This is a genomic window from Sphingomonas sp. SphC10, from assembly GCF_057004845.1.
This window is the reverse complement of record NZ_CM168044.1, coordinates 2099470-2122952: the sequence shown is the minus strand read 5'-3', so window position 1 is coordinate 2122952 and position 23483 is coordinate 2099470. Positions and strand designations below refer to the sequence as shown.

Genomic DNA, 23483 nt, shown 5'->3' with positions numbered 1-23483 from the left:
GGTTCTGCCGCACGGTCGATTTGGGGCATTCTCGCTAGCCGTTCCCGATCGGGAACATGGTTCTGAGCGCTACCCCTGTTTGCCACATAGCAGAGTGGCGTTGCCTGCCCGAGCAGTCACCGCCTTTCCGCAAAGGTCCTCCGCTTCATCGATACGCCAGCGGCAAGCACGTGCGTGAGAGCGCCCAAGCGGTCAGTTGGTGGTGTGCTTCATAGCGACAACGGCCTGCCGGGTCGCCTCAGTCAGTTCCGCAGGCAAAGTTTCTAGGCTGAACCATCCCAGCTCCGAAAGCGCTTCAGGCTCCATAATTGCCGGCGTGCCCTCATAATGCTCGACGCGGAATACCGGCGCGATCCAGTGGTGACCTGCCGTCCGATCGATCTGATCAATAAGGCAAAGCAATGCTCGCGGTTTGATGATGATGCCGAGTTCTTCGTGTATTTCGCGGGCGGTCGCGTCGGCGACCGGTTCGAACGGATCGACCTTGCCGCCCGGCAATCCCCAGCATCCTGCTTCGGGGTCCCGGCGTCTCCGCACGAGCAGGAGCCTACCATCCTCCAAAATTGCGGCGCCACAGCCGACGCGGGGCCAAACAGGTTCAGCGCTCATCGCGAGCGATCCATTTGGTTTCGGCAGGCACTTGATAGTCGGCGATCTGATCGAGAAGCGCGGCGGGATCAGCCGACGCCAACAGCATTCCTCGGTGCACGGGTTTTAAGAACGCTTCATCGACGACGTGATCGAGGAATCCGAGAAGCTGGTCATAGAAGCCGTGCACGTTGAGCACGGCACACGGCTTTGCATGATTGCCCAACTGAGTCCATGTCCATACCTCGAAGATCTCCTCGAACGTCCCTATACCGCCGGGAAGCGCGATAAACGCATCCGACAATTCAGCCATCAATGCCTTTCGCTCATGCATCGACCCAACGACGCGCAGGTCGGACAGACCGGTGTGCGCGACTTCCCGTTCGACCAATGCTTGCGGGATCACACCCGTGACACTGCCGCCAGCAGCGATCGTCGCATCGGCGACCGCACCCATAAGGCCAACGGCAGCGCCGCCATAGACTAGCCCGATATTACGCTCGGCAAGCAGGGTTCCTAGCTGGACCGCGCTATCCCGATATTCGCTGATGCGTCCCGAGCTTGATCCCGAAAATACGCAAATTCTCTGCATTGTCGCGCACCTAAATATGTTCGTTTAGCCGCTCGAATGTCGGCGACAGCTATAGCCGCCCCTTAAAGGCGGCTCGACACGAGGAAGGCAAGGTCCCAGAAGATCGTACTGCTCCCAACTTTCCGATAGGAACAATCCGGTGCGGCCCAATACCTTGTAGCGCATCCATCTGCCTTACTCGTCTCGCGAGGTCCTGCAGGAAGCCGCTGCTACCAACGTGATGGCAGCATCATAGAAGCGGTCATGAACGAGTGTCCCATAATCGGTTCGGGACAGCATCAAGAGTCTCGCTATCGGATCCCTTACGGGAAAAGTTGAACTTCAGAGAGCCGGAAAGGGTGTTTGCGTGGTCGGGGAGAACCCTCTATCGCATAGCATCCCACCCCATTCCCCCCTACATCCGTACCCATGCACAGGGTCGCCCCCGCCATCATCCTGTCGGTTCGGCCGCATGGCGAGCATGGGGCGATCGTGCGGGCGTTGACCCGTGAGGATGGGGTGCAGCCGGGCTATGTGCGGGGCGGGCGGTCGCGAGCGCTCAGGCCCGTCCTGCAACCGGGGAACGGCATTATCGGCGAGTGGCGGGCGCGGACCGCCGAGCAGCTTGCCGCGCTGACCATCGAGCCGGGGCATAGCCGCGCGGGGCTGCATGGCGAGCCGCTGGCCGCCGCCGGGATCGAGTGGCTGTGCGCGCTGACCGCTGCCACCCTGCCCGAGGAGCAGCCTTATCCCGTCCTCTACGATGCGCTGGATGCGGTGCTGACCGCGATCGAGTCGGCACCCTCGGCGCGGGGCTGGGCGGGGGCGCTGGTGCGCTACGAACTGCTGCTGCTGGGGCAGTTGGGTTTCGGGCTCGATCTGGAGCGGTGCACCGTCACCGGCGTCACCGAAGATCTGGCCTATGTCAGCCCCAAGAGCGGGGCAGCCGTGTCGGTGGGGGCGGCGTTCGGCTATGAGGCGCGACTGTTTCCTTTGCCGGCCTTTCTGGGGGAGGGCGGGGCGGCGGACTGGCCCGATATCTTCGCCGCCGGGCGGATCACCGCGCATTTCCTGGCGCGCGATATCCTGGTGGGCTTGCGCAACGATCCGATGCCCGCCCGCGTGCGGCTGTTCGATCGGTTCAAAAGGGCGGTTGCGTGAGGACCGTCCGCTAAGGCAAAGGGCGCTCCGAACATAGACAGGACAAGGGGCCAGCCATGGCATTGATCGCGATCCTCGCCGGTGACGGCATCGGCCCGGAAGTGACGGCGGAAGCGCGGCGCGTGCTGGAGGCGCTGGACCTGGGCCTGACCTTCGAGGAGGCCAAGGTCGGCGGAGCGGCCTATGAGGCGGCGGGCCATCCGCTGCCGCCCGAGACGCTGGAGGTGGCGGGCCGCGCCGATGCGCTACTGTTCGGCGCGGTCGGCGATCCGCGCTTCGACAATCTGGAGCGCGCGCATCGGCCCGAACAGGCGATCCTGGGTTTGCGCAAGGCGTTCGGCCTGTTCGCGAACCTGCGGCCCGCACGGCTGTTCGAGGGGCTGGAGGATGCCAGCTCGCTTCGCCCCGACATTGCGCGGCGCATCGACATGGTGATCGTGCGCGAGCTGACCGGCGACGTCTATTTCGGTGCGAAGGGCCGCGGCACCACCGAGGCGGGCTTGCGCGAAGGCCATGACCTGATGCGCTATGATGAGGAGGAAGTGGCGCGCATCGCCCGCGTCGGCTTCGAAACCGCGATGCGCCGCCGCCGCCGATTGCTGTCGGTGGACAAGGCCAATGTGCTGGAAACCTCGCAATTGTGGCGCGACGTGGTGATCGAGGTGGCGAAGGACTATCCGGACGTCGCGCTCGACCATATGTATGTCGACAATTGCGCGATGCAGTTGGTGCGCGATCCGGGCCAGTTCGACGTCATCCTGACCGGCAATCTGTTCGGCGACATCCTGTCGGATCAAGCGTCGATGTGCGCAGGCTCGATCGGGATGCTGCCCTCCGCCGCACTGGGGGCGACGGGCAAGGGGCTGTACGAGCCGATCCATGGCTCGGCACCGGATATCGCGGGGCAGGGCAAGGCCAATCCATGCGCGGCGATCCTGTCGTCGGCGATGATGCTGCGTCACTCGCTGGGCCTGACCGAGGCGGCCGACCGGATCGACGCGGCGGTGGCGGGCGCGATCCGCCAGGGCGCGCGGACCGGCGATCTGGGCGGCAGCCTGTCGACCCGCGCCATGGCCGACGCGATCCTCGAACGCCTCTGACGCCCATGAGCGCGCTCCTCGAACTCGCGGTCGTCATCCCGACCTTCAACGAGCGCGCCAATGTGCCCGTGCTCATCGCCAAGCTCGACCAGGCGCTGGCCGGGCGGCGGTGGGAGGCGATCTTCGTCGACGACAACAGCCCCGATGGGACCGCCGAGGCCGCGCGGGAACTGGGCCGCGTCGACAGCCGCGTCCGGGTGATCCAGCGGATCGGGCGGCGGGGGCTGTCGTCCGCCTGTATCGAGGGGATGTGCGCCACCGCCGCGCCTGTGGTCGCGGTGATCGACGGCGATTTGCAGCATGACGAAACGCTGCTGCCAAAGATGCTCGACCGGTTGCAGGCGGAAGGCGATCTCGACATCGTCGTCGGCTCGCGCTTCGTCGATGGCGGCGGGACGGGGGACTGGGACCGCGACCGGGTGGCCAAGTCGGCCTTTGCGACGAAGCTGTCGCAGCGGGTGCTAAACGTGAACCTGTCCGACCCGATGAGCGGCTTCTTCATGGTCCGCACCCAGGTGGCGCGCGACACCGTGCCGCATCTGTCGGGGATCGGCTTCAAGATCCTGCTCGACATCATGAGCGCGTCGCCGCGCCCGCTTCGCGCCGCCGAAATGCCCTATGTCTTCCGGCTGCGGACCGAGGGCGAGTCGAAGCTCGATCATGTCGTGGCGATGGAATATCTGATCGCGCTGTACGACCGCCGCTTCGGCAAGGTGGTGCCGGTGCGCTTCGCGATGTTCTCGGCGATCGGGGTGCTGGGCGTGGGCGTGCATATGGCGGCGCTCAGCCTGTTCTTCGTCCTGCTGGGCGCGAGCTTCCTGGCCAGCCAGATTGTCGCGGTGGCGGCCGCGATGACGTTCAACTTCTTCCTGAACAATGCACTGACCTATCGCGACCGGCGTCTGACCGGGTTCAAGCCGCTGCTCGACGGCTGGGTGTCCTTCTGTCTGGTCTGCGCCGTGGGGGCGATCGCCAATGTCGGAGTGGCGGCTTTCCTGCACGATGCGCGGGCGAACGAGTGGGCGGTATCGGCGCTGATCGGGGTGCTGGTCGGCGCGGTGTGGAATTATGCGCTGTCGTCGCGGTTCGTCTGGGGGCGGTACTGAATTTGGGCTGAGGGTGGGGGCGTGGCCCTCACCGCCAATCGATGAACCAAGCAAAGCGCGCAAAGGACTTCGGCCCCGCCAGTGCCCCCGCTGTCAGGATCGGGTAGAAATACACGAACAGACACGCCACCGCGACCAGATAGGCCTCGTCCCAGTCGCGCAACCACGTCCGCCAGCGATCGATCGCCACCGCCAGCGCGACCGACAGCCAGATCGCGGGCAGGAAGTAGTAATAGTAAAATCCCAGCGACTTGGGGATGATCGCCCAGACCGCGAAGCCGCCGATCCAGAGCGCCGCCGCGACGCCCAGCCTTGCCTCCCGCGTCCGCAGCCATCCTAGCGCACACGCCGCCACCGCGACCAGCCCGCCCCACATCACCGCCGGATTGCCGAGCAGGAAGATGCCCCGCTGCGCGCCCACGGCCATTTCGTAGAAATACCAGATGGGCCGCCCGATCACGGGCCAACTCCACCAGGTCGACTGGTAATGATGCGGCGGCAGGATCTGGGTCTGGCGTGCATACATCTCCAACTGAAACGGCAGGAGGTTCGCCACCGTCATCGGCTCGCGCGTATAGAAAAGGGCCGGCGCAAAGGTCGCCGCATAGGCCAGCCCCGCATCCAGACCGAGAAGCCCCCAGGCGGACCACCAGCGCAGGCCCGGCCAGCGGCTGGGGTCCTGCCGCTTCAACAGGATAAAGCCGATCGCCGCATAGCCCAGATAGGGCACCGCGGCCCATTTCACCCCAACCGCGAGGCCCAGCAGCACCGCACCCAGCATCCAGCGCCAACGACTCTGCACGGCGTTCCCGCGCATCGCCCAGGCCATTGACGCGACGGCGAGAACGACGAACGCGGCCATGAATCCGTCGAGCATCGCGATCCGCGCCTGCACCAGCACCATGAAGTTCAACATGGTCAGCAGCGCCCCGATTGCTGCCGCGCGTGTCCGCCGGGTCATCAGCCAGACGATGCCGAACACGCCGCCGACGATCGCCGTCCCCGCCACCGTGGACAGCGCGCGCCAGCCCAGCGCATTGTCGCCGAACATCAGCATGCCCGCCGCGATCAACATCTTGCCGAGCAGCGGATGCTCGATATTCACCGGCCCCTCCAGCGCCAGCAACGTGCGCGCGGCGGGAACGTAATGAACTTCGTCGAAGACCAGCGTCGGCGGCATGGTCAGCCGCCAGCAGAACAACGCCTGTGCCGCGATCAACAGTGACAATAGCGCCGGAACGGGACGACGAAGCGGAGCAAGCAGGCGACGCATGTGGTGCTCATGGCCGACCCGACCAAGACGGACAATTGCTTTTTCGGTAAGCGGTACCAATACAAAACATCCCTAACCGATCCTTCAGACTTGTTCGTTAGGTCAGCACGTCATGGCCGGAATTGATGGGCGATACGCCTTCGACTCCGGACCGCGAGAGACAATGGGCGGATGGCTGCGATGGGTTTGTTCGGCAAGAAGGATGTGAGCCTGGGGAATCGGCTGGCGCTGGCGGTGTTCGAGCATTCGCCCGATGCCATGCTCCTGTTGTCCGACAGTAAGTTCATCGCAGGCAACGCCGCCGTCGAGCGGATCTATCATCGCCGCCTGTCCGAGGTGCTGGGCCATAACCCGCTGGATTTCTCCGCCCCCTGCCAGGCGGATGGCCGCCCGACAGACATGCATATCGGGGAGCGGGTCGCCCAGGCGTTGCGGGACGGCTTTGCCCGGTTCGAATGGCTCAACCAAGACCCCAAGGGACAGGTGGAGCGCCTTCTCGTTACCCTGATCCCCGCGCAGGTCGTCACGCCGCAGGATGTGCTGGTCCTGATCCAGGATATGGGCGAAACCATGGAGATGGTGAACCAGCTCGGCGACGGGCTGTCGCGCATCTCCAACGGCGATCTGTCGCACCGCATCGCCAAGCCGTTCCGCGACGATTACGAACCGCTCCGGCTTCACTTCAACGAGGCGGCGCAGATGCTGGGCGGATCGATCCAGTCGATCGACTCGTCCTCGCGCCGGGTGCACAGTGCGGCGCTCGAAATCGGCAAGGCGGCCGGCGACCTGTCGCGGCGTACCGAACATCAGGCCGCCTCGTTGGAGGAAACGGCCGCGGCGATGCGCCAGGTGACGACGGCGATCCAGGAAACCGCGCAGTTCGGCAACAAGGCCGCGCAGGTCGCCGCCTCGGCGCAGGAAAATGCGGCGCAGAGCGGCGTCGTGGTGCAGCGCGCGATGGACGCGATGGGCGGGATCGAGCGTACCTCGAACGAAATCTCCGAGATCATCGGCGTGATCGACGGCATCGCGTTCCAGACCAATTTGCTGGCGCTGAACGCGGGCGTCGAGGCGGCGCGCGCGGGTGACGCGGGCAAGGGCTTTGCGGTCGTCGCATCCGAAGTCCGTGCGCTGGCGCAGCGTTCGGCCGATGCCGCCAAGGATGTGAAGAGCCGCATCGGCGCATCGGACGCGCAGATTCGCTCGGGCGTGCAGGAGGTCGACGCGGCCGGATCGACGCTACAGCGCATCGCCGCGCAGGTCAGCGAGATGGCCACCCTGATCGGCGACATCGCCAACGCATCCCAGCAACAGGCGAGCAGCGCGTCGCAGATCACGATCGCGATCGGTGATCTCGACTCGGTGACGCAACAGAATGCGGCGATGGTCGAGGAAGCCTCCGCCGCCGCCCGCGAAATGGTCAACGAGGCGAGCGCGATGACCGATCAGGTCGGTCGCTTCCGCCTGGGCAGCCAATCCCCCGCGATGGCGCAGCCGATGTGGAAAGCGGCGTAACCCCTTATTCCTCCCCTTGCAGGGGAGGAATGACTCGGCATAATTCGTCAGACAATTTGACGAACCCCTGTCCCGCATGGCACCCAGGATGCCGAAGCGCGGGCGGGTGACACGGCATGTCCCGAATCCCGTCTGCGCGAATGCGACGGAATGAACGGGAGAGTGACGTGACACGAGCGGTTCGATCGACCTTGTGCGCAATTCTGGCGGCGACCGCGCTTTCGCCCGTGGCGGCGCAAAATATGTCGGCGCAAGGCCCCCTGTCGAATGACGGCCCGGCTAAGACCTTCGAGGTGAAGGGCAAGGGCTTCCTGCGCAACGGCCAGCCGCATCAGGTGATCTCGGGCGAGATGCACTATACCCGCATCCCGCGCGCCTATTGGCGCGACCGGTTGCGCAAGGCCAAGGCGATGGGGCTGAACACCATCACCACCTATTCCTTCTGGAACGCGCATGAGCCGCGTCCGGGCGTCTATGATTTCAGCGGCCAGAACGACATCGTCGCCTTCATTCGCGATGCGCAGGCCGAGGGGCTGGACGTGATCCTGCGTCCCGGCCCCTATGTCTGTGCGGAATGGGAACTGGGCGGTTATCCGTCCTGGCTGCTGAAGGACCGCAAGCTCGTGCTGCGTTCGACCGATCCGCAATATACCGCCGCCGTCGACCGCTGGCTGATGCGGCTGGGGCAGGAGGTGAAGCCGCTGCTGCTTAAGAATGGCGGGCCGATCGTCGCGGTGCAGCTTGAGAATGAATATGGCGCGTTCGGCAGCGACCAGGCCTATTTGCGCGGGCTGGAGGCGAGCTACAAGCGCGCGGGGTTTGCCGATGGCATCCTGTTCACCAGCAACCAGGGCGGCGATCTGGCCAAGGGGTCGCTGCCCAACCTGCCGTCGGTCGTCAATTTCGGTTCGGGCGGCGCGCAAAGCTCGGTCGCGAAGCTGGAGGCGTACCGCCCCGATGGGCTGCGCATGGTAGGCGAATATTGGGCGGGCTGGTTCGACAAATGGGGTGAGGAGCACCATGAGACGGACGGCAAGAAAGAGGCCGAGGAAATGGCCTATATGCTCAAGCGCGGCTATTCGATCTCGCTCTACATGGTGCATGGCGGCACCACTTTCGGCTGGATGAACGGGGCGGACTCGCACACCGGCAAGGATTATCACCCCGACACCACCAGCTATGACTATGACGCGCCGATCGATGAGGCTGGCAATCCGCGCTACAAATATGGCCTGATCGCCGCGGCCATCGCCGAGGTGACGGGCAAGCCCGCCGCACCAACCCCTGCGCCGACAGTCGCGACGACCTTCCCGGTATCGCCCGTGCGGCGCAGCGCGTCGCTTTGGGACAATCTGCCCGCGCCGGTGCGGGCCGCTCAGCCGAAGACGTTCGAGGAACTCGACCAGAATTTCGGCTATGTCCTCTACCGCGTCGCCGTCCCGGCGGGCCCTGCGCAGACGCTGACCCTCAAGGGCATGCACAGCTATGCGCAGGTCTATCTGAACAAGGCGCTGGTCGGCACGCTGGACCGGCGTCTGGATCAGGAGACGGTCGAACTGCCCGCGCGCGCCAAGCCCGCGACGCTGGATATCCTGGTCGAGAATACCGGCCGGGTGAATTATTCGCACGCGATCCGCACCGAGCAGGCGGGCCTGACCGGCGCGGTGACGCTGGCGGGGCAGCCGCTCACCGACTGGCAGATGTTCCGCCTGCCGATGGACAATCTGGCGTCGCTGAAATTGTCGGCCAAGCCGTGCAGCGGTCCCTGCTTCTACGAGGCGGAAATGACCGTTTCACAGCCCGGCGACACCTATCTCGACATGCGGGGCGCGCATAAGGGGCAGTTGTGGCTGAACGACCATAATCTCGGTCGTTTCTGGAGCATCGGGCCGGTCCACACGCTCTACACGCCCGCACCGTGGCTGAAGGCGGGAGCGAACCGGATTCTGTTCTTCGATCTGACCGGGGATGCGAGCGACAGGCTGACGACGGTGGCCAAGCCGATCTACGGTAAGGTGACGAACCACCGCGAGGCGCAGTAACCGGCGGCTTGCCCCTCCACCACCGGGCTACGCCCGGCGGTCCCCCTCCCCATCGAAGATGGGGAGGATTTGTGCATCCCATTCCTCCCCAAGCTGTGCTTGGGGAGGGGGACCATCGCGATAGCGATGGTGGAGGGGCCGGACTCCGTCCGCCTCAGCGCACCGCAGCCGCCTGGTTGTCGATGACCGCCTCGCGCTGCTCGGGGCTCATCGCGGCGGCATTGACGTCGGCGGCCTTGATCGCGTCGGCGCGGTCCTCGCCATAGTCGCGGGTCTTTTCGGCCTGCTTGTCGAGCATCTTGGCCTGGTTGCGCAGCGCGTCGGCCTGGTCTTCCATGCCGTCGGCGCGGTTGTCGGCAGCTTTTTCGACATTCTCGGCGAGCTTGTCGGTGCCTTTGCCGTTGCAGGCGGACAGCGACACCAGGCTGGCGGCCATCAGCAGGCCGATGCGGATCTTCATGCTCATTCTCCCTGTTTGGATCGGGGGGAACAACCGGATCGGGCAGTTTTCCGTTCCGCTGGCGTAACGCTGACATATCGGGTGCGCGATCGAATATCCTTGAACCCCGCCCCCCGGACCGGCAAATGGACGGGCATGAAGCGCAAGACTGGCCAGGACCGTTCGATCACCTCCCAATGGCGCCCCGCGACGCAGGCCGTGCGCGGCGGCACCGCGCGGTCGGAATATGGCGAAACCTCCGAGGCGCTCTTCCTGACCTCGGGCTATTGCTACGACCGGGCAGGGGACGCGGCGGCCCGGTTCGCGGGCGAGCAGGAGGGGATGACCTATTCCCGCCTGCAGAACCCGACCGTCGAGATGCTGGAACAGCGCATCGCCCTGCTCGAAGGTGCCGAGGCGTGCCGCACCATGGCGTCGGGCATGGCGGCGATGACCGCGGTGCTGCTCTGCCAGTTGCAGGCGGGCGACCATCTGGTCGGCGGGCGTGCGGCGTTCGGGTCGTGCCGCTGGCTGACCGACACGCTGCTGCCGAAGTTCGGCATCGCCACCACCGTCGTCGATGCGCGCGACCCGCAGGCGTTCCTGGATGCGGTGCGGCCCGAGACCAAGGTCTTCTTCTTCGAGACGCCCGCCAATCCGACCATGGACGTGGCCGATCTTCAGGCGATCTGCGACATCGCGCGCGAGCGCGGCATCACCACGGTGGTCGACAATGCGTTCGCGACCCCGGCGCTCCAGCGGCCGATGGATTTCGGTGCGGACGTGACCGCCTATTCCGCCACCAAGATGATGGACGGGCAGGGGCGCGTGCTGGCGGGCGCGGTGTGCGGGACCGAGGACTTCATCACCAACACCCTGCTGCCCTTCACCCGCAACACCGGCCCGACCCTGTCGGCGTTCAACGCCTGGGTGGTGCTGAAGGGGCTGGAGACGCTGGACCTGCGTATCCACCGCCAGTCGGAATCGGCGTTGAAGGTCGCGACCTTCCTGGAGGGCCGCGTGCCGCGCGTCCTGTGCCCCGCGCTGCCCAGCCATCCGCAGCACGAGCTCGCCATGCGCCAGATGAAGGCGGGCGGCAGCATCTTCGCGCTGGAAGTCGATGGCGGCCGCGAACAGGCGCATGGCCTGCTCGACGCGCTGGAGTTGATCGACATCTCGAACAATATCGGCGACTCGCGCTCGCTGATGACTCATCCCGCCTCGACCACCCATGCGGGTGTCGCCGAGGACAAGCGGATCGAGATGGGCATCGGCGAGGGCATGTTGCGTCTGAATGTCGGGCTGGAGGATGCGGACGACCTGATCGACGATCTCGACCAGGCGCTGCGCGTCGTGGGTCTGTGAAGGCGCTTTTCCCCCATGCGCTGACCACCGGGCCGGTGACGGTCCGCGTGTCGGTCAGCTATCTGCCCGAACAGTCCGAGCCGCAGCGCGGGCGCTGGTTCTGGGCCTATCATGTCCGCATCGAGAATGAGGGCGACCAGCCGGTGCAGCTTCTCACCCGGCGCTGGATCATCACCGACGCGCGGGGTGCGCGGCATTCGGTCGAGGGTGAGGGCGTAGTCGGCGAACAGCCTGTGATCCAGCCGGGCGCGTCCTATGACTATGTCTCGGGTTGCCCGCTCGCGACGACCAGCGGCGCGATGCAGGGCAGTTACCGCATGGTCGGTGCGGACGGCGTGACCTTCGACGTGGCCATCCCGCATTTCGCGCTCATCGCCCCGGCGGTGGAGACATGAAGCGGACACACCTGCCGCTCAACGGCCTGCGCGTGCTGGACGCTGCCGCGCGCCATTTGAGCTTCACCCGCGCCGCCGACGAACTGGCCGTGACCCCGGCGGCGGTCGGGCAGCAGATCCGCGCGCTGGAGGATACGCTGGGCGTCGTCCTGTTCCGCCGCACGACACGCGGGCTGGAACTGACCCCCGAAGCCGAGGCCGGCCTCGCGCCGCTGCGGGCCGGTTTCCTGCAATTTGAGGATGCCGTGCGCGCCATGCAGGCGGGCCAGTCGTCCAAGTCGCTGACCATCGCCGCCCCGCGCGACGTGACGGAGAAGTGGCTGATGCCGCGCCTCGCCGCCATTGCCGCAAGCGACCCGGACCTGCGTTTCTCGCTGATCGCGTCGGACGAGGGGCTGGACTTCACCGAGGCCAATCTGGACCTCGCCATCCGCTGGGGCGATGGACCCGGCGGACTGGAGGGCGAGGCGATCGAGTCGGACGGGATGATTCCCATCGGTCCGGCGGACGCGCCGCTGATCGCCTGGCCGGGTGCGCCCGAAGAAGGCGCGCCGCTGGTCCGCGTCACCGATGCAGGCCTGGCGATCGACGCGGTCGCGGCGGGGCTGGGGCGGGCGATCGTGCCGCAACTGCTCGCCGAACGCGATCTGGCCGAGGGCCGGGTGGTCGCCACCGGCGAGGCCGTGCCCTCGCGCATGGGATACTGGCTCGTCGCCCCGCTGCCGCAATGGCGCCAGCAGAAGGTCAAGGCGCTGGTCGAGGCGCTGGGCGGCTGATCCAATCCTCCCCATCTCCGATGGGGAGGGGGACCGCCAGCCGCAGGCTGGTGGTGGAGGGGCCGGTTCCCATCGCAAATATAGGGGCTTCACCGGACGGAATGCCCCTCCACCATGCTGCGCATGGTCCCCCTCCCCAAGCATGGCTTGGGGAGGAATAAGGGTTCAGGCCGCCGGTGCGGCGTCGAAGGGCACCGGGAATTTCTTTGCGCAGAAGGCGCAGTCGACCTGGATCAGGCCATCGGCATCCGCCATCTCGCGCCGTTCCTCGACCGAGAACTTCGTGATGACGCTGGCGATATACTCCGCCGAGCAGCGGCAGCCGCGCACGATGGCGGGGCTTTCCGACACGCGGACATTCTGCTCCTCGTTGAACAGCCGCCACACCAAAGTCTCCAGCGGCAGCGCGGCGTCGGCCAGTTCCTCGACCTGCATCGTCTGGCCCAGCGCCTGGACATGCTCCCATTCCGGGTGGTCGAGCTTGACGTGCAGCCGCTCGCGCCCTTCCTCGCCCTCGGGCAGGTGCTGGAGGAACAGGCCGCCCGCGACCGTCCGCCCGTCCGGCCCCTTGCTGATCCCGACGCGCAGCAGGCTGGGGATCTGCTCCGACTGGATGAAATAGCTCTCGGCGGCGCTCGACAGGGTATCGCCGTCCAGCGGCACGATGCCCTGATAGCGTTCGTCGGTCATCGCCAGGTCGAAGGTAATCGCCAGATAACCCTGACCGAACAGCGCGAACAGCGTCGGTTCGGCGGGCAGTTCGGCCAGCCGGTCCTCGTCATACTGGACATAGCCGCGCAGCTCGCCACCGCGATAATCGCACACCAGCAGGCGGATCACGCCGCTGTCGCTGCGCGTCTGGATGGTCAACTGACCGCTGGTGTCCTTCAGCGTCGCGCCCATCAGCGCGGTCAGGGTCAGCGCCTCGGCCAGCAGCCGCTCGATCGCGGGCGGATAGGCGTGCGCCGCCAGAATCTCGTCCAGCACCGGGCCCAGCCGTACCAGCCGCCCGCGCGCATGATGCTCCGGAATGATGAAACCGATCGCGCGGTCGAGGTCGGGCAGGGTGATGTCGGTCATGCTCGTGCCTTTACGCTCCGGAGGAGGCCGGGCGCTATGATGCCAGTGCGGCAGGGAAAAGAGAAAAGGCCGACGAACCCGCCGGCCTTTCCATAGATAGTATGGCCCGGCCTGCGATCAACCGATCTGGCCCCCCACTTGACCAAAGCACCAGCGCAGCACCGATTTCTGCGCATGGAGTCGGTTTTCCGCTTCCGGCCAGATCAACGACTGCGGGCCGTCGATCACGTCCGACGTCACTTCCTCGTCGCGATGCGCAGGCAGGCAGTGGAGGAACTTGGCGTCCGGCTTGGCCAGCGCCATGAGGTCGGCATTGACCTGGAACGGCATCATCGCAGCCAGCTTTTCCTCGGCATGGGCCTGGCCCATCGAGATCCAGGTGTCGGTGACGACGATGTCCGCGCCCTCGACCGCCGCGCGCGGATCAGTGGTGCAGGTCGCGCGACCCTTGCCCAGCTCTAGCGTGCCGGGCTCGGGGTGATAGCCGTTGGGGCAGGCGGCAACCACGTCGAAGCCGAGCAGCCCGCCCGCCTCGACGATCGAGTGCAGCACGTTGTTGCCGTCGCCCAGCCAGGCGACCTTCATGCCCGACAGAGTCTTGCCCGCCTCGATCACGGTCAGCAGGTCGGCCATGATCTGGCACGGATGCGACAGGTCGGTCAGGCCGTTGATGACCGGCACGGATGCATAATGCGCCATTTCCTCGACCTTGGCATGGTCGTCGGTGCGGATCATGATCGCGTCGGTATAGCCCGACAGGATGCGCGCGGTGTCGGCGATCGTCTCGCCGCGCCCCAGTTGCATCGTGCCCGCATCGAGCACGATCGAGGTGCCGCCAAGCTGGCGGATCGCCATGTCGAAGCTGACGCGGGTGCGGGTCGAGTTCTTCTCAAACACCATGGCGAGCACATGGCCCGTCAACGGCGCATCGGCATCGACGCGGCCCTTGGTGAAACCGGCACGCGCGGCCTTGCGGGCCTGCGCATCGGTCAGAATGGCGGTCACACCCTCGGGACCGGCGTCAGCGAGGTTCAGGAAGTGGCGGATCGTCATGGGTCTATACTCCGTCCCCCGGCGGTTTGCCGCCGCCGGGGTGGCAGGGATCATCAATCGTCGGCGGCGGGGACGTAGACACGCGCGGCGTCCGACAGCTTCGTCGCGAACTCGGTGATGTGGCTCTCGTCGATGACCAGCGGCGGCAGGATGCGGATGACATTCTCGCCCGCCGCCACCAGCAGCAGCCCGTGGTTGTCGCGGCAATGCGCGACGAAACGGCGGCTGTCGCTCTTCATCTTCAGACCCTGCATCAGGCCGTGACCGCGAACCTCCTCGAACAGATGGTCGAAGTTCGGGATCATCTGCTCGAGCGTCGAACGCAGCCGCTGGCCCATCGCCTCGACATGCTCGAGGAAGCCCGGCTCCTGGATCACGTCCAGCACCGCTTCACCGGCCGCCATGGCAAGCGGGTTGCCGCCATAGGTCGAGCCATGGGTGCCCGCGACCATGCCCTTGGCCGCTTCCTCGGTCGCCAGGCACGCACCCAGCGGGAAGCCGCCGCCGATCCCCTTGGCGACCGCCATGATGTCAGGCTTCACGCCGTACAGCTCATGCGCGAAGAACTTGCCGGTGCGGCCGTAACCGCACTGCACCTCGTCCAGCACCAGCAGCAGGCCATGCTCGTCGCACGCCTTGCGCAGGCCCTGGAGGAACTCCATGCTGGCGGGACGCAGGCCGCCTTCGCCCTGGATCGGCTCGACCAGGAAACCGGCGGTGTTCTCGTCGATCAGCGCCAGCGCCGCTTCCAGATCGTCGAACGGCGCGTAAGCAAAGCCCGGCAGCAGGGGCTCGAACCCGTCGCGCATCTTGGACTGGTTGGTCGCCGAGATCGCGCCCAGCGTCCGGCCATGGAACGCGTTGTTGAACGTGATCAGCGTATGACGCTGCGGATTGCCATTGGCGAAGTGATAGCGGCGCGCGGTCTTGATCGCGCACTCGACGGCTTCGGCGCCCGAATTGGTGAAGAACACCGTGTCGGCAAAGGTCGAATCGACCAACCGCTGGGCGAAATGCTCACCCTGCGGGCTGCCGTACAGGTTCGACACATGCATCAGCGTCGCGGCCTGTTTGGCGATCGCGTCGACCAGTTTCGGATGGCCATGGCCCAGCGCGTTCACCGCGATACCGGCGGCGAAGTCCAGATACTGCTCGCCGTCCTCGCCATAGAGATAGACGCCCTCGCCTCGGACCGGACGCACCCCGCACCGTGGGTAAACGGGCATCAGGGCGGTGATGGTCACGGGACGTCTCCTTCAAACAGCAAAGGGCGGCACAGGTGGCCGCCCAGTCCGATCATACGAGCTATTGCGTCCTTGCGTCAACGCATCGGGGACGTCAGCTCGCGGTGTCGGCCGTCAGATCGAAGGTGTTCAGTTCCCAGGTCGATGCCCGGCTGCGCATCCGGGAGCCCTTATAGGCGGCCTGGGGCGCCACGATGCTGAAACGCTCGAGTCGTTGGCCCTTTTCAGGGTCGGCGTCGCTGCGCGGCGTATAGCGGCGTAGTGCCAGTTTCTCGCCGACCACCTTGATCCACTGAGCGGGCAGCTTGTCGCTGATATTCTGGGGGGCGATGTCCACGACATGCCCGTCCGGCGTGATCCGATAGCGGAAATCGATGAAGCTGGCTTTCTCCTGCCCCGGGGCGGAGCCGACATGCAATTCTTCCTGCCGGATCGATGGAGAGAAGACCAGTATCTGACGACCGGTCTGCCCCGGTTCCATTTCCGCGATCACCCGGTCGGCCAAGGCCGCGCGATCCTTCTCATCGGCCAGCTGAATCTGGATCGCCCGAGCGGCATTGCGATAGGGCAGCATTTCGGGCTCGCGGCGGTTCAGAATACGCTCCGCCATGTCCCGTGCGCGCGTCCGATATTCGGGATAGAGCGAACCCAGTGCGCTCTGAAGTACCGCCGAGCGGAGGTAGGACTGCCCTACCAGATTGAAATCGCCAATCTTCTCCGCCTCGCGTGCCACCCAGTCATAATGCTGGAACGCCCCTTCCGCACGCCCTTCGCGGGCCAGTTCGTCACCCACCTCCAGACGTTGGGCCAGGATGGCGGGGTCGTTCGCGGGCAGCCCTGCACGAAGGGCATAGACCGCGTCGGCGGCGTTGACCCGGGGGTTGATCGGAACGCCGTTCAGCCGGGCCAGGCGGCTGGTGGCGCGGTGGAGATCGGCAACCTCCTTGGGAAGCTCCGAGTCATAACGGCTGTTGCGACCGCGCGACGACAGCAACGTTCGGTAGCTGGCCTCATAATCACCGGTCAGAAACTGCATCTCGGCATAGGCGAGCGACCGGGCGATATCCTCCTTGGGCGGGCATCGTTGGGCCAGGCAATCCGCGAGCGCCTTTTTGGTCGCCGACAGGCTGTCCGCCGTCACGACGACGGTCGGTCCATTGTCGACCGGAATGGGCAGGCTAAACTGTGATTGCAGAAGCAGCGTCAGCAGGATCATCGGACGAATTCCTTCTCCCAGCGTGCCGACGCGGGTCGGCCGAATGATAAACGCCGGATGGGAGAAGAATATTCGTACCGATATCGCCGGTCGTGCAAGTTACAAATTGTGGATCGGGGCACCAATCCTCAGGCGTCGATAACCTCTTCGTCCAACCTTGCCGCATTTTCCTGGATAAAGGCGAAGCGGTGTGCCGGGTTGTTGCCCATCAGCCGGTCGACCAGGTCCTTTACGCCCGCGCGTTCCTCATATTCCTGGGGCAGGGTGATGCGGATCAGGCTGCGGGTCGCGGGGTCCATCGTGGTTTCGCGCAGCTGGCCGGGGTTCATCTCGCCCAGGCCCTTGAAGCGCGCGACGTCGACCTTCTTGCCCTTGAACGCGGTGCGCTCCAGCTCGGCGCGGTGGGCGTCGTCGCGGGCGTAGAGCGACTTCGCGCCGACCGTCAGGCGATAGAGCGGCGGCTGGGCGAGGTAGAGATGTCCGCGCCGCACCAGATCGGGCATTTCCTGGAAGAAGAAGGTCATCAACAGCGTGGCGATATGCGCGCCGTCCACGTCGGCGTCGGTCATGATGACGATCTTTTCGTAGCGCAGCTGGGTCGGGTCGCAATCCTTGCGGGTGCCGCAGCCCATGGCCAGCGTCAGGTCGGCGATTTCCTGATTTTGCAGGATCTTGGTCGAGGTGGCGCTGGCGACGTTGAGGATCTTGCCACGGATCGGCAGGATCGCCTGCGTCTTGCGGTCGCGCGCCTGCTTCGCCGAGCCGCCTGCCGAGTCGCCCTCGACGATGAACAGCTCGGTGCCCTCGGGGCTGTCGGCCGAACAGTCGGTCAGCTTGCCGGGTAGGCGCAGCTTGCGGGCCGACGTCGCGGTCTTGCGCTTGACCTCGCGCTCGGCCTTGCGGCGCAGCCGCTCGTCCATCCGGTCGAGCACATAGCCGAGCAGCGCCTTGCCGCGATCCATGTTCGCCGACAGATAATGGTCGAAATGGTCGCGCACCGCCTTTTCGACCAGTCCGGCGGCTTCCGGGCTGGTCAGGCGGTCCTTGGTCTGGCTCTGGAATTGCGGTTCGCGGATAAAGACCGAGAGCATCAGTTCGGAGCCGACCATCACGTCGTCGGCTGTGATGTCCTTGGCCTTTTTCTGATTCACCAGCTCGCCGAACGCGCGAAGGCCCCGGACCAGCGCCTGGCGCAGGCCCTGTTCGTGCGTGCCGCCATCGGGGGTCGGGATGGTGTTGCAATACCAGCTATAGCTGCCGTCGCTCCAGAGCGGCCAGGCGACCGCCCATTCGACGCGACCCTGTTCGGCCGGGAAGTCCTGATTGCCCGAAAAGAAATCGGCCGTCGCGCATTCGCGTCCGCCGATCTGCTCCTTGAGATGATCGGCCAGACCGCCGGGGAACTGGAAGACCGCATCGGCGGGGGTGTCGTCGGTGATCAATTCGGCCGCGCAGTGCCAGCGTATTTCGACGCCCGCGAACAGATAGGCCTTGGACCGGACCAGCTTGTGCAGCCGCGCGGGTTTGAAGTGCAGTTCGGGCCCGAAAATCTCGGTATCCGGCGTGAAGGCGACGCTGGTGCCGCGCCGGTTGGGGGCGGCGCCTACGGTCTCCAGCGGACCCAGCGTCGCGCCTTTCGCAAAACGCTGGCGATAGAGGACACGCTCGCGTGCCACCTCGACCACCGTGTCGGACGACAGGGCGTTGACCACCGAGATGCCGACGCCGTGCAGACCGCCCGAGGTCGCATAGGCCTTGCCGGTGAACTTGCCGCCCGAGTGGAGCGTCGAAAGGATCACCTCCAATGCCGACTTGTCGGGGAATTTGGGATGCGGATCGACCGGAATGCCGCGCCCATTGTCGACGATGGTCAGGCGGTTGCCCGGTTCCAGCTTCACCTCGATCCGGGTGGCGTGGCCCGCCACCGCCTCGTCCATCGCATTGTCGAGGACTTCGGCCGCCAGGTGATGCAGCGCGCGCTCGTCGGTGCCGCCGATATACATGCCCGGGCGACGACGAACCGGCTCCAGCCCCTCGAGCACCTCGATCGAGGAGGCGTCATAAGCGGGCTGGGAGCGGGCGCCGCCCGCGAACAGATCATTGGACATAACGGGAACTATAGGGCTTCCGGAGCGCTTGCGCCAGCTTCGTGGCGCGTTGCGCAAATGCAACAAAGCTTTGCCGATATTCTAACGTGGGATATTTCCACGGGGCCGGACCGTTAGCCCGTTACCTTTATGCCAAGGGTACGGGAGTGATAATGATGAAATTCTGGATGGCGGGGGCCATGGCCTCGGCGCTGATCGCCGCGCCGGCCATGGCGCAGGACGGCACCTATGCGGGTGAGGACGATGCGCCCTTCTCCGGCGTCTATGTCGGCGGCAGCTTCGGTTATGACGTGCAGCCCAATGATGTCGGCTCGCGCTTCCTGTTCGACCGCAATTTGGACGGGCGATTCGGCGATGTCGTGACGACCTCGACCGGCGCCAATGCCTTCTCGCCGGGTTTCTGCAACGGCCGCGCGCGCAGCGTTCTGTCGCCGCAAAATGCCGCCACCGGGTGCGACAACGACAAGGACGGCATCGCCTATTATGGCCGCGTCGGTGCCGACCATCAGGTTGGCAACATCGTGTACGGCGTGGTCGGCGAGTTCGGTAAGTCGGAAATCACCGACAGCGTTTCGGCCTTCTCGACGACCCCGGCCTGGTACACGTTTACGCGCAGCATCGACTGGGAAGCCTCGGTCCGCGGTCGCGCGGGTTATGCCGCGAACAACACGCTGTTCTACGGCACGTTCGGCGGCGGCTATGCCCGGATCAACCGCGAGTTCGCGACCTCGAACGGATCCAACGCCTTTGCCCTCAGCGGCAAGCGCAACCAGTTCGGCTTCCTCGGCGGCGGCGGTATCGAGCAGAAGATCGGGCGCAACTTCTCGATCGGCATGGAATATATGTACCACCAGTATCGCGACGACGACACGCGCGTCCGGGTGACGCAAGGGTCGGCGCCTGCGACCAATCCGTTCGTGCTGGCACCGAACACCAGCGGCACGGATATCCGGCGGTCGGACGACAAATTCCGCTGGCACTCGCTGCGCGCGACGGCGGCGTTCCGGTTCTGATGTGAGGGGCGCGCTCTGTCGCTTGAAGAAAGTGGCGGGGCGTGCACCTCGACTTCGCTCGGTGCGAACGGCTTAGGGGAATTTTCCCCAAATTCCATTCAGGCCGAGCGAAGCCGACGGGACTGCACGAGCCACGAAAAAGCCCGCCAGTCGTGAAACCGGCGGGCTTTTCTTGTCAGACCCGAATCAGCGGACGCGCGGGCCGCCAAAGGGCAAAGGCGGCGGCGGGCGGCGGTCGCGGCGGGGCAGCTGCGCCTGATAGGCATGGCCGCAATGCGCGACGCAATATGGGAAGCCCGGATTCACCTTGTCGCCGCAGAAGTGGAAGTCCGGCTCACCCGGATGGCCGATCGGCCATTTGCAGATGCGGTCGTTCAGGTCGAGCAGCGAGGTCTTGCCCGCCATTTCGGGGCTCGGCTTGGCGGGCACCAGACGGCGCGGCGGCGCGGGCGAGGGCGGGGGCTGCTGCTCGCCGGGCGACTGACGGACGAAGCCGCCGGGGCCGACCGACCGCAGGATCGGCTGCGGCTCGCGCGCCTTGGCGGGTTCGGCTTCGACCTCTGCGTCCGGTTCCTCCTCGGCCACGAAGGGCGAAGGCTCGGGCTCGGGTTCCGGCGCGGGCGGGGGCGGCGGCGGAGCGGCCGCGACCACCGGCTCGGGGGCAGGAGCCGCGGCGGGCTCATTGGCCTTCACCGGCGACGGGCGCGCCTGCAGGCCCAGGCGGTGCGCCTTGCCGATCACCGCGTTGCGGCTGACCCCGCCCAGTGCTTCGGCGATCTGGCTGGCGGTCTGTCCCGCCTCCCACATCGTCCTGAGCGTATCGATCCGCTCATCGGTCCACGACATTCGAAACCTTTCCTCACTTCATCATCGCAACCGCCAGTCATCGTACCGGGTTGCGGGCGGCCACGGCAACCGTTACGCGCTATGGCGATGAGCAGCCAGCCCCCCCTCGGTGAAATCCACTCGGCGGTGCGTGCCGCCCCCGGTGAGCCCGTCATTCGGAACATCAACTGGGGCGGCCTCAGAACCCTCTATATCAAGGAGGTGCGCCGTTTCTTCAAGGTGCAGCTCCAGACGATCTGGGCGCCGTCGGTCACGACGCTGCTTTACCTCATCATTTTCACCACCGCCCTGGGCGGTCGCCACGCCGTGCCGGTCGCGGGGATGCAGGTGCCGTTCGCCGATTTCATCGCGCCGGGCCTGATCGTGATGGGCATGATGAACAATGCCTTCGCCAATGCCAGCTTCTCGCTGCTGGTCGGCAAGATCCAGGGCACGATCGTCGATTATCTGATGCCGCCGCTCTCCACCGCCGAGCTGCTGGCCGCCCTGGTCGGCGGCGCGGTGACGCGCGCCGTGCTGGTCGGGGTGACGGTGTGGGCCGCGATGGCGATCTGGCCGGGGGTGCATGTCACGCCGCACGCGCTGTTCGCGGTGCTGTGGTTCGGCCTGCTGGGCTCGGTCTTCCTGGCGCTGCTGGGCGTGCTGACCTCGATCTGGGCGGAGAAGTTCGACCATGCGGCGGCCGTGACCAATTTCGTCGTCGTGCCGCTGTCGCTGTTGTCCGGCACCTTTTATTCGGTCGATGGCCTCGCCCCGGCGTTCCGCGCGATCAGCCATGCCAACCCGTTCTTCTACGTCATCTCGGGCTTCCGCTATGGTTTCCTGGGTCTTGCCGACTCGCCGGTGACGCTGGGCGGGTTCGTCGTGCTCGGCATCGACATCGTAATGGCGGTCCTGTGCTACGTCCTGCTGCGCAAGGGCTGGAAATTGAAGAACTGAAACGGATCGGCTTTTCGGTTTTTTAACCATCGGGATGCTAAACGGAGGTTCTGCTTCAGTAGCGGAATTCTCCCTCGCCCGGGTTCCAGCATGCCCGGTCAGGTCCTTGGCGGGACTGATCTTTCGGTCCCGCCCTTTCTTGCCGCCCTGAAGCTCGGCCCCAACGCACCATTGCAACCGCGCGCCAATGGGCGTAGCGATCGGCCCCATCATGACATCTTCTGCTCCCATGGCGGTCGTGCTCGTTTCGGGCGGGCTGGACTCGATGATTTCCGCTGCTTCGGCCAAGGCCGCCGGCTATCGCGTGCTCGCGCTTTCGGTGGACTATAACCAGCGCCACAAGGTCGAACTGGCCGCCGCCGCGCGAGTCGCCGAGGCGCTGGGTGCCGAGCACCACATCGTCCTGCCGCTCGATCTGTCGGCTTTTGGCGGCTCTGCGCTGACCGCCGATATCGACGTGCCCAAGGACGGCGTTCAGCCGGGTATCCCCGTCACCTATGTGCCTGCGCGCAATACGATCTTCCTCAGCCTCGCACTCGGCTGGGCCGAGGCGGCGGGCGCGCGCGACCTGTTCATCGGCGTGAACGCGCTCGACTATTCGGGCTATCCCGATTGCCGTCCCGAATTCATCGCCGCGTTCGAGGGGCTGGCCGAGATCGCGACCAAGGCCGGCGTCGAGGGCCAGCCGTTCAAGATCCATGCGCCGCTCCAGCACATGACCAAGGCGGATATCGTGCGCGAAGGCACGCGGTTGGGCGTCGATATGGGGATCAGCTGGTCCTGTTACGACCCGACGCCCGAGGGGCTGCATTGCGGCGAATGCGACAGCTGCCGTCTGCGTTCGCGCGGTTTCGAGGAAGCGGGCATCCCCGATCCCACCGCCTATGCGGTCAAACCGCAGGGCTGAGCCGATGAGCTATGCCGTCAAGGAAATGTTCCTGACGCTCCAGGGCGAGGGCGTGCAGGCCGGGCGGCGCGCGGTGTTCGTGCGCTTTGCCGGTTGCAATCTGTGGTCCGGTCGCGAGCAGGACCGGGCGAGCGCGATCTGCCGCTTCTGCGACACCGATTTCGTCGGGGTCGATGGTCTGGGCGGCGGGCGCTTTGCGGACGCGGCGGCGCTGGTCGCAGCGGTCGAGGCTTTCTGGGGCGAGTCGCGGGGCGAGCGCTTCGTCGTGCTGACCGGGGGCGAGCCGATGCTCCAGGTCGACGATGCGTTGGTCGACAGCCTGCACGCGGCGGGCTTCTTCATCGCGATCGAGAGCAACGGGACGATCGCAGCGCATCCGGGCATCGACTGGGTGTGCATCAGTCCCAAGGCGGGGTCTGACGTCGTCCAGCGTTCGGGGCAGGAATTGAAGCTCGTCTGGCCACAGGCGGGAACCGACCCGGCCGAGGTCGAGGGATGGGACTTCGCGAACCACCTGCTCCAGCCGCTCGACGATCCGCAGGCGGATGCAAATCGCGAGGCGTGCATTGCGATGGTGATGGAACGGCCGCGCTGGCGGCTGACGCTGCAAACCCACAAGATGCTGGGGTTGCGGTAATCCTCATTCCTCCCCTGTAAGGGGAGGGGGACCATGCGTAGCATGGGGGAGGGGTATCCCCGCCCTCGATAGCGGGACACCCCTCCGTCAGGCCTTTGGCCTGCCACCT

Annotated in this window: 22 protein-coding genes; 12 read left to right on the top strand and 10 right to left on the bottom strand. The window is 65.8% G+C overall.

Annotated features, from left to right (window positions below; translation table 11 throughout):
* Positions 1 to 192 precede the first annotated feature (192 nt).
* Complete coding sequence (locus ACWKSV_RS09595) at positions 193 to 609, bottom strand: NUDIX domain-containing protein (protein ID WP_056431699.1); 417 nt, start codon at positions 607 to 609, stop codon at positions 193 to 195.
* A complete protein-coding gene (locus tag ACWKSV_RS09590) occupies positions 599 to 1180 on the bottom strand; it encodes an LOG family protein (RefSeq protein WP_056431702.1) in 582 nt (193 codons plus the stop codon). The genes ACWKSV_RS09595 and ACWKSV_RS09590 overlap by 11 nt, the downstream gene beginning before the upstream one ends.
* A gap of 408 nt (positions 1181 to 1588) precedes the next feature.
* Between ACWKSV_RS09590 and recO the strand changes: the two genes are divergently transcribed.
* Genes recO through ACWKSV_RS09575 form a run of 3 tightly spaced genes read left to right on the top strand, consistent with a single transcriptional unit; the run spans position 1589 to position 4526 of the window.
* On the top strand, positions 1589 to 2320 hold the full coding sequence (gene recO, locus ACWKSV_RS09585; RefSeq protein ID WP_076717284.1) for a DNA repair protein RecO: 732 nt from the start codon (positions 1589 to 1591) through the stop codon (positions 2318 to 2320).
* A gap of 56 nt (positions 2321 to 2376) precedes the next feature.
* The gene (gene leuB / locus ACWKSV_RS09580) at positions 2377 to 3420 is read left to right on the top strand and encodes a 3-isopropylmalate dehydrogenase (RefSeq protein ID WP_076717282.1); all 1044 of its coding nucleotides are present in this window, start codon (positions 2377 to 2379) and stop codon (positions 3418 to 3420) included.
* A gap of 5 nt (positions 3421 to 3425) precedes the next feature.
* Positions 3426 to 4526, top strand: a complete 1101-nt coding sequence (locus ACWKSV_RS09575) for a glycosyltransferase family 2 protein (RefSeq protein WP_076717281.1) — start codon at positions 3426 to 3428, stop codon at positions 4524 to 4526.
* 28 nt (positions 4527 to 4554) lie between these two features.
* Here the strand turns inward: ACWKSV_RS09575 and ACWKSV_RS09570 are convergent, their stop codons facing one another.
* Entirely contained in the window at positions 4555 to 5799 is a 1245-nt protein-coding gene (locus ACWKSV_RS09570) for a phospholipid carrier-dependent glycosyltransferase (RefSeq protein ID WP_076717279.1), read from the bottom strand.
* A gap of 171 nt (positions 5800 to 5970) precedes the next feature.
* Here ACWKSV_RS09570 and ACWKSV_RS09565 point away from each other — a divergent pair, with 171 nt between their 5' ends.
* Together ACWKSV_RS09565 and ACWKSV_RS09560 are read left to right on the top strand one after the other, a co-directional pair.
* Entirely contained in the window at positions 5971 to 7314 is a 1344-nt protein-coding gene (locus tag ACWKSV_RS09565) for a methyl-accepting chemotaxis protein (RefSeq protein WP_237243430.1), read from the top strand.
* Between the two features lie 167 nt (positions 7315 to 7481).
* Positions 7482 to 9356, top strand: a complete 1875-nt coding sequence (locus ACWKSV_RS09560) for a glycoside hydrolase family 35 protein (RefSeq protein ID WP_237243429.1) — start codon at positions 7482 to 7484, stop codon at positions 9354 to 9356.
* 154 nt (positions 9357 to 9510) lie between these two features.
* Here ACWKSV_RS09560 and ACWKSV_RS09555 read toward each other — a convergent pair whose 3' ends face one another.
* Positions 9511 to 9816, bottom strand: coding sequence for a hypothetical protein (locus tag ACWKSV_RS09555; RefSeq protein ID WP_076718359.1), 306 nt, complete (start codon positions 9814 to 9816; stop codon positions 9511 to 9513).
* Between the two features lie 135 nt (positions 9817 to 9951).
* On the opposite strand from ACWKSV_RS09555, the gene ACWKSV_RS09550 reads away from it, so the two are divergent.
* From ACWKSV_RS09550 to ACWKSV_RS09540, 3 genes are read left to right on the top strand one after another with little or no spacing between them, the layout of a single operon-like run.
* Positions 9952 to 11160 (top strand): trans-sulfuration enzyme family protein, encoded by a 1209-nt coding sequence (locus ACWKSV_RS09550; RefSeq protein ID WP_076718357.1) that lies wholly within the window; start codon positions 9952 to 9954, stop codon positions 11158 to 11160.
* Positions 11157 to 11555, top strand: coding sequence for a Co2+/Mg2+ efflux facilitator ApaG/CorD (apaG, locus tag ACWKSV_RS09545; RefSeq protein ID WP_056431721.1), 399 nt, complete (start codon positions 11157 to 11159; stop codon positions 11553 to 11555). The genes ACWKSV_RS09550 and apaG overlap by 4 nt, the downstream gene beginning before the upstream one ends.
* Positions 11552 to 12331, top strand: a complete 780-nt coding sequence (locus ACWKSV_RS09540; RefSeq protein WP_076717276.1) for a LysR family transcriptional regulator — start codon at positions 11552 to 11554, stop codon at positions 12329 to 12331. The genes apaG and ACWKSV_RS09540 overlap by 4 nt, the downstream gene beginning before the upstream one ends.
* A gap of 165 nt (positions 12332 to 12496) precedes the next feature.
* Here ACWKSV_RS09540 and hslO read toward each other — a convergent pair whose 3' ends face one another.
* From hslO to parE, 5 genes are all read right to left on the bottom strand, one after another.
* Positions 12497 to 13411, bottom strand: coding sequence for an Hsp33 family molecular chaperone HslO (gene hslO / locus ACWKSV_RS09535; RefSeq protein WP_076717274.1), 915 nt, complete (start codon positions 13409 to 13411; stop codon positions 12497 to 12499).
* A 117-nt stretch (positions 13412 to 13528) separates the two neighbouring features.
* Positions 13529 to 14464 carry an ornithine carbamoyltransferase gene (argF, locus tag ACWKSV_RS09530; protein ID WP_076717272.1) on the bottom strand — a complete coding sequence of 312 codons (936 nt, stop codon included), beginning with the start codon at positions 14462 to 14464 and terminating at the stop codon, positions 13529 to 13531.
* 53 nt (positions 14465 to 14517) lie between these two features.
* Complete coding sequence (locus tag ACWKSV_RS09525) at positions 14518 to 15708, bottom strand: aspartate aminotransferase family protein (protein WP_076717270.1); 1191 nt, start codon at positions 15706 to 15708, stop codon at positions 14518 to 14520.
* A gap of 94 nt (positions 15709 to 15802) precedes the next feature.
* Positions 15803 to 16924 carry a hypothetical protein gene (locus tag ACWKSV_RS09520; RefSeq protein ID WP_076717268.1) on the bottom strand — a complete coding sequence of 374 codons (1122 nt, stop codon included), beginning with the start codon at positions 16922 to 16924 and terminating at the stop codon, positions 15803 to 15805.
* A gap of 128 nt (positions 16925 to 17052) precedes the next feature.
* Entirely contained in the window at positions 17053 to 19032 is a 1980-nt protein-coding gene (gene parE, locus ACWKSV_RS09515; RefSeq protein WP_056431738.1) for a DNA topoisomerase IV subunit B, read from the bottom strand.
* 152 nt (positions 19033 to 19184) lie between these two features.
* On the opposite strand from parE, the gene ACWKSV_RS09510 reads away from it, so the two are divergent.
* Positions 19185 to 20045, top strand: coding sequence for an outer membrane protein (locus ACWKSV_RS09510; protein WP_076717266.1), 861 nt, complete (start codon positions 19185 to 19187; stop codon positions 20043 to 20045).
* Between the two features lie 186 nt (positions 20046 to 20231).
* Here ACWKSV_RS09510 and ACWKSV_RS09505 read toward each other — a convergent pair whose 3' ends face one another.
* The gene (locus ACWKSV_RS09505; protein ID WP_076717264.1) at positions 20232 to 20891 is read right to left on the bottom strand and encodes a GcrA family cell cycle regulator; all 660 of its coding nucleotides are present in this window, start codon (positions 20889 to 20891) and stop codon (positions 20232 to 20234) included.
* A gap of 87 nt (positions 20892 to 20978) precedes the next feature.
* Between ACWKSV_RS09505 and ACWKSV_RS09500 the strand changes: the two genes are divergently transcribed.
* From ACWKSV_RS09500 to queE, 3 genes are all read left to right on the top strand, one after another.
* Positions 20979 to 21830: an ABC transporter permease gene (locus ACWKSV_RS09500; protein ID WP_056431909.1), complete on the top strand. Its 852-nt coding sequence runs from the start codon at positions 20979 to 20981 to the stop codon at positions 21828 to 21830.
* Between the two features lie 211 nt (positions 21831 to 22041).
* Entirely contained in the window at positions 22042 to 22737 is a 696-nt protein-coding gene (gene queC / locus ACWKSV_RS09495; RefSeq protein ID WP_076718353.1) for a 7-cyano-7-deazaguanine synthase QueC, read from the top strand.
* Positions 22738 to 22741: 4 nt separating this feature from the next.
* Complete coding sequence (queE, locus tag ACWKSV_RS09490) at positions 22742 to 23374, top strand: 7-carboxy-7-deazaguanine synthase (protein WP_191864540.1); 633 nt, start codon at positions 22742 to 22744, stop codon at positions 23372 to 23374.
* Positions 23375 to 23483 lie beyond the last annotated feature (109 nt).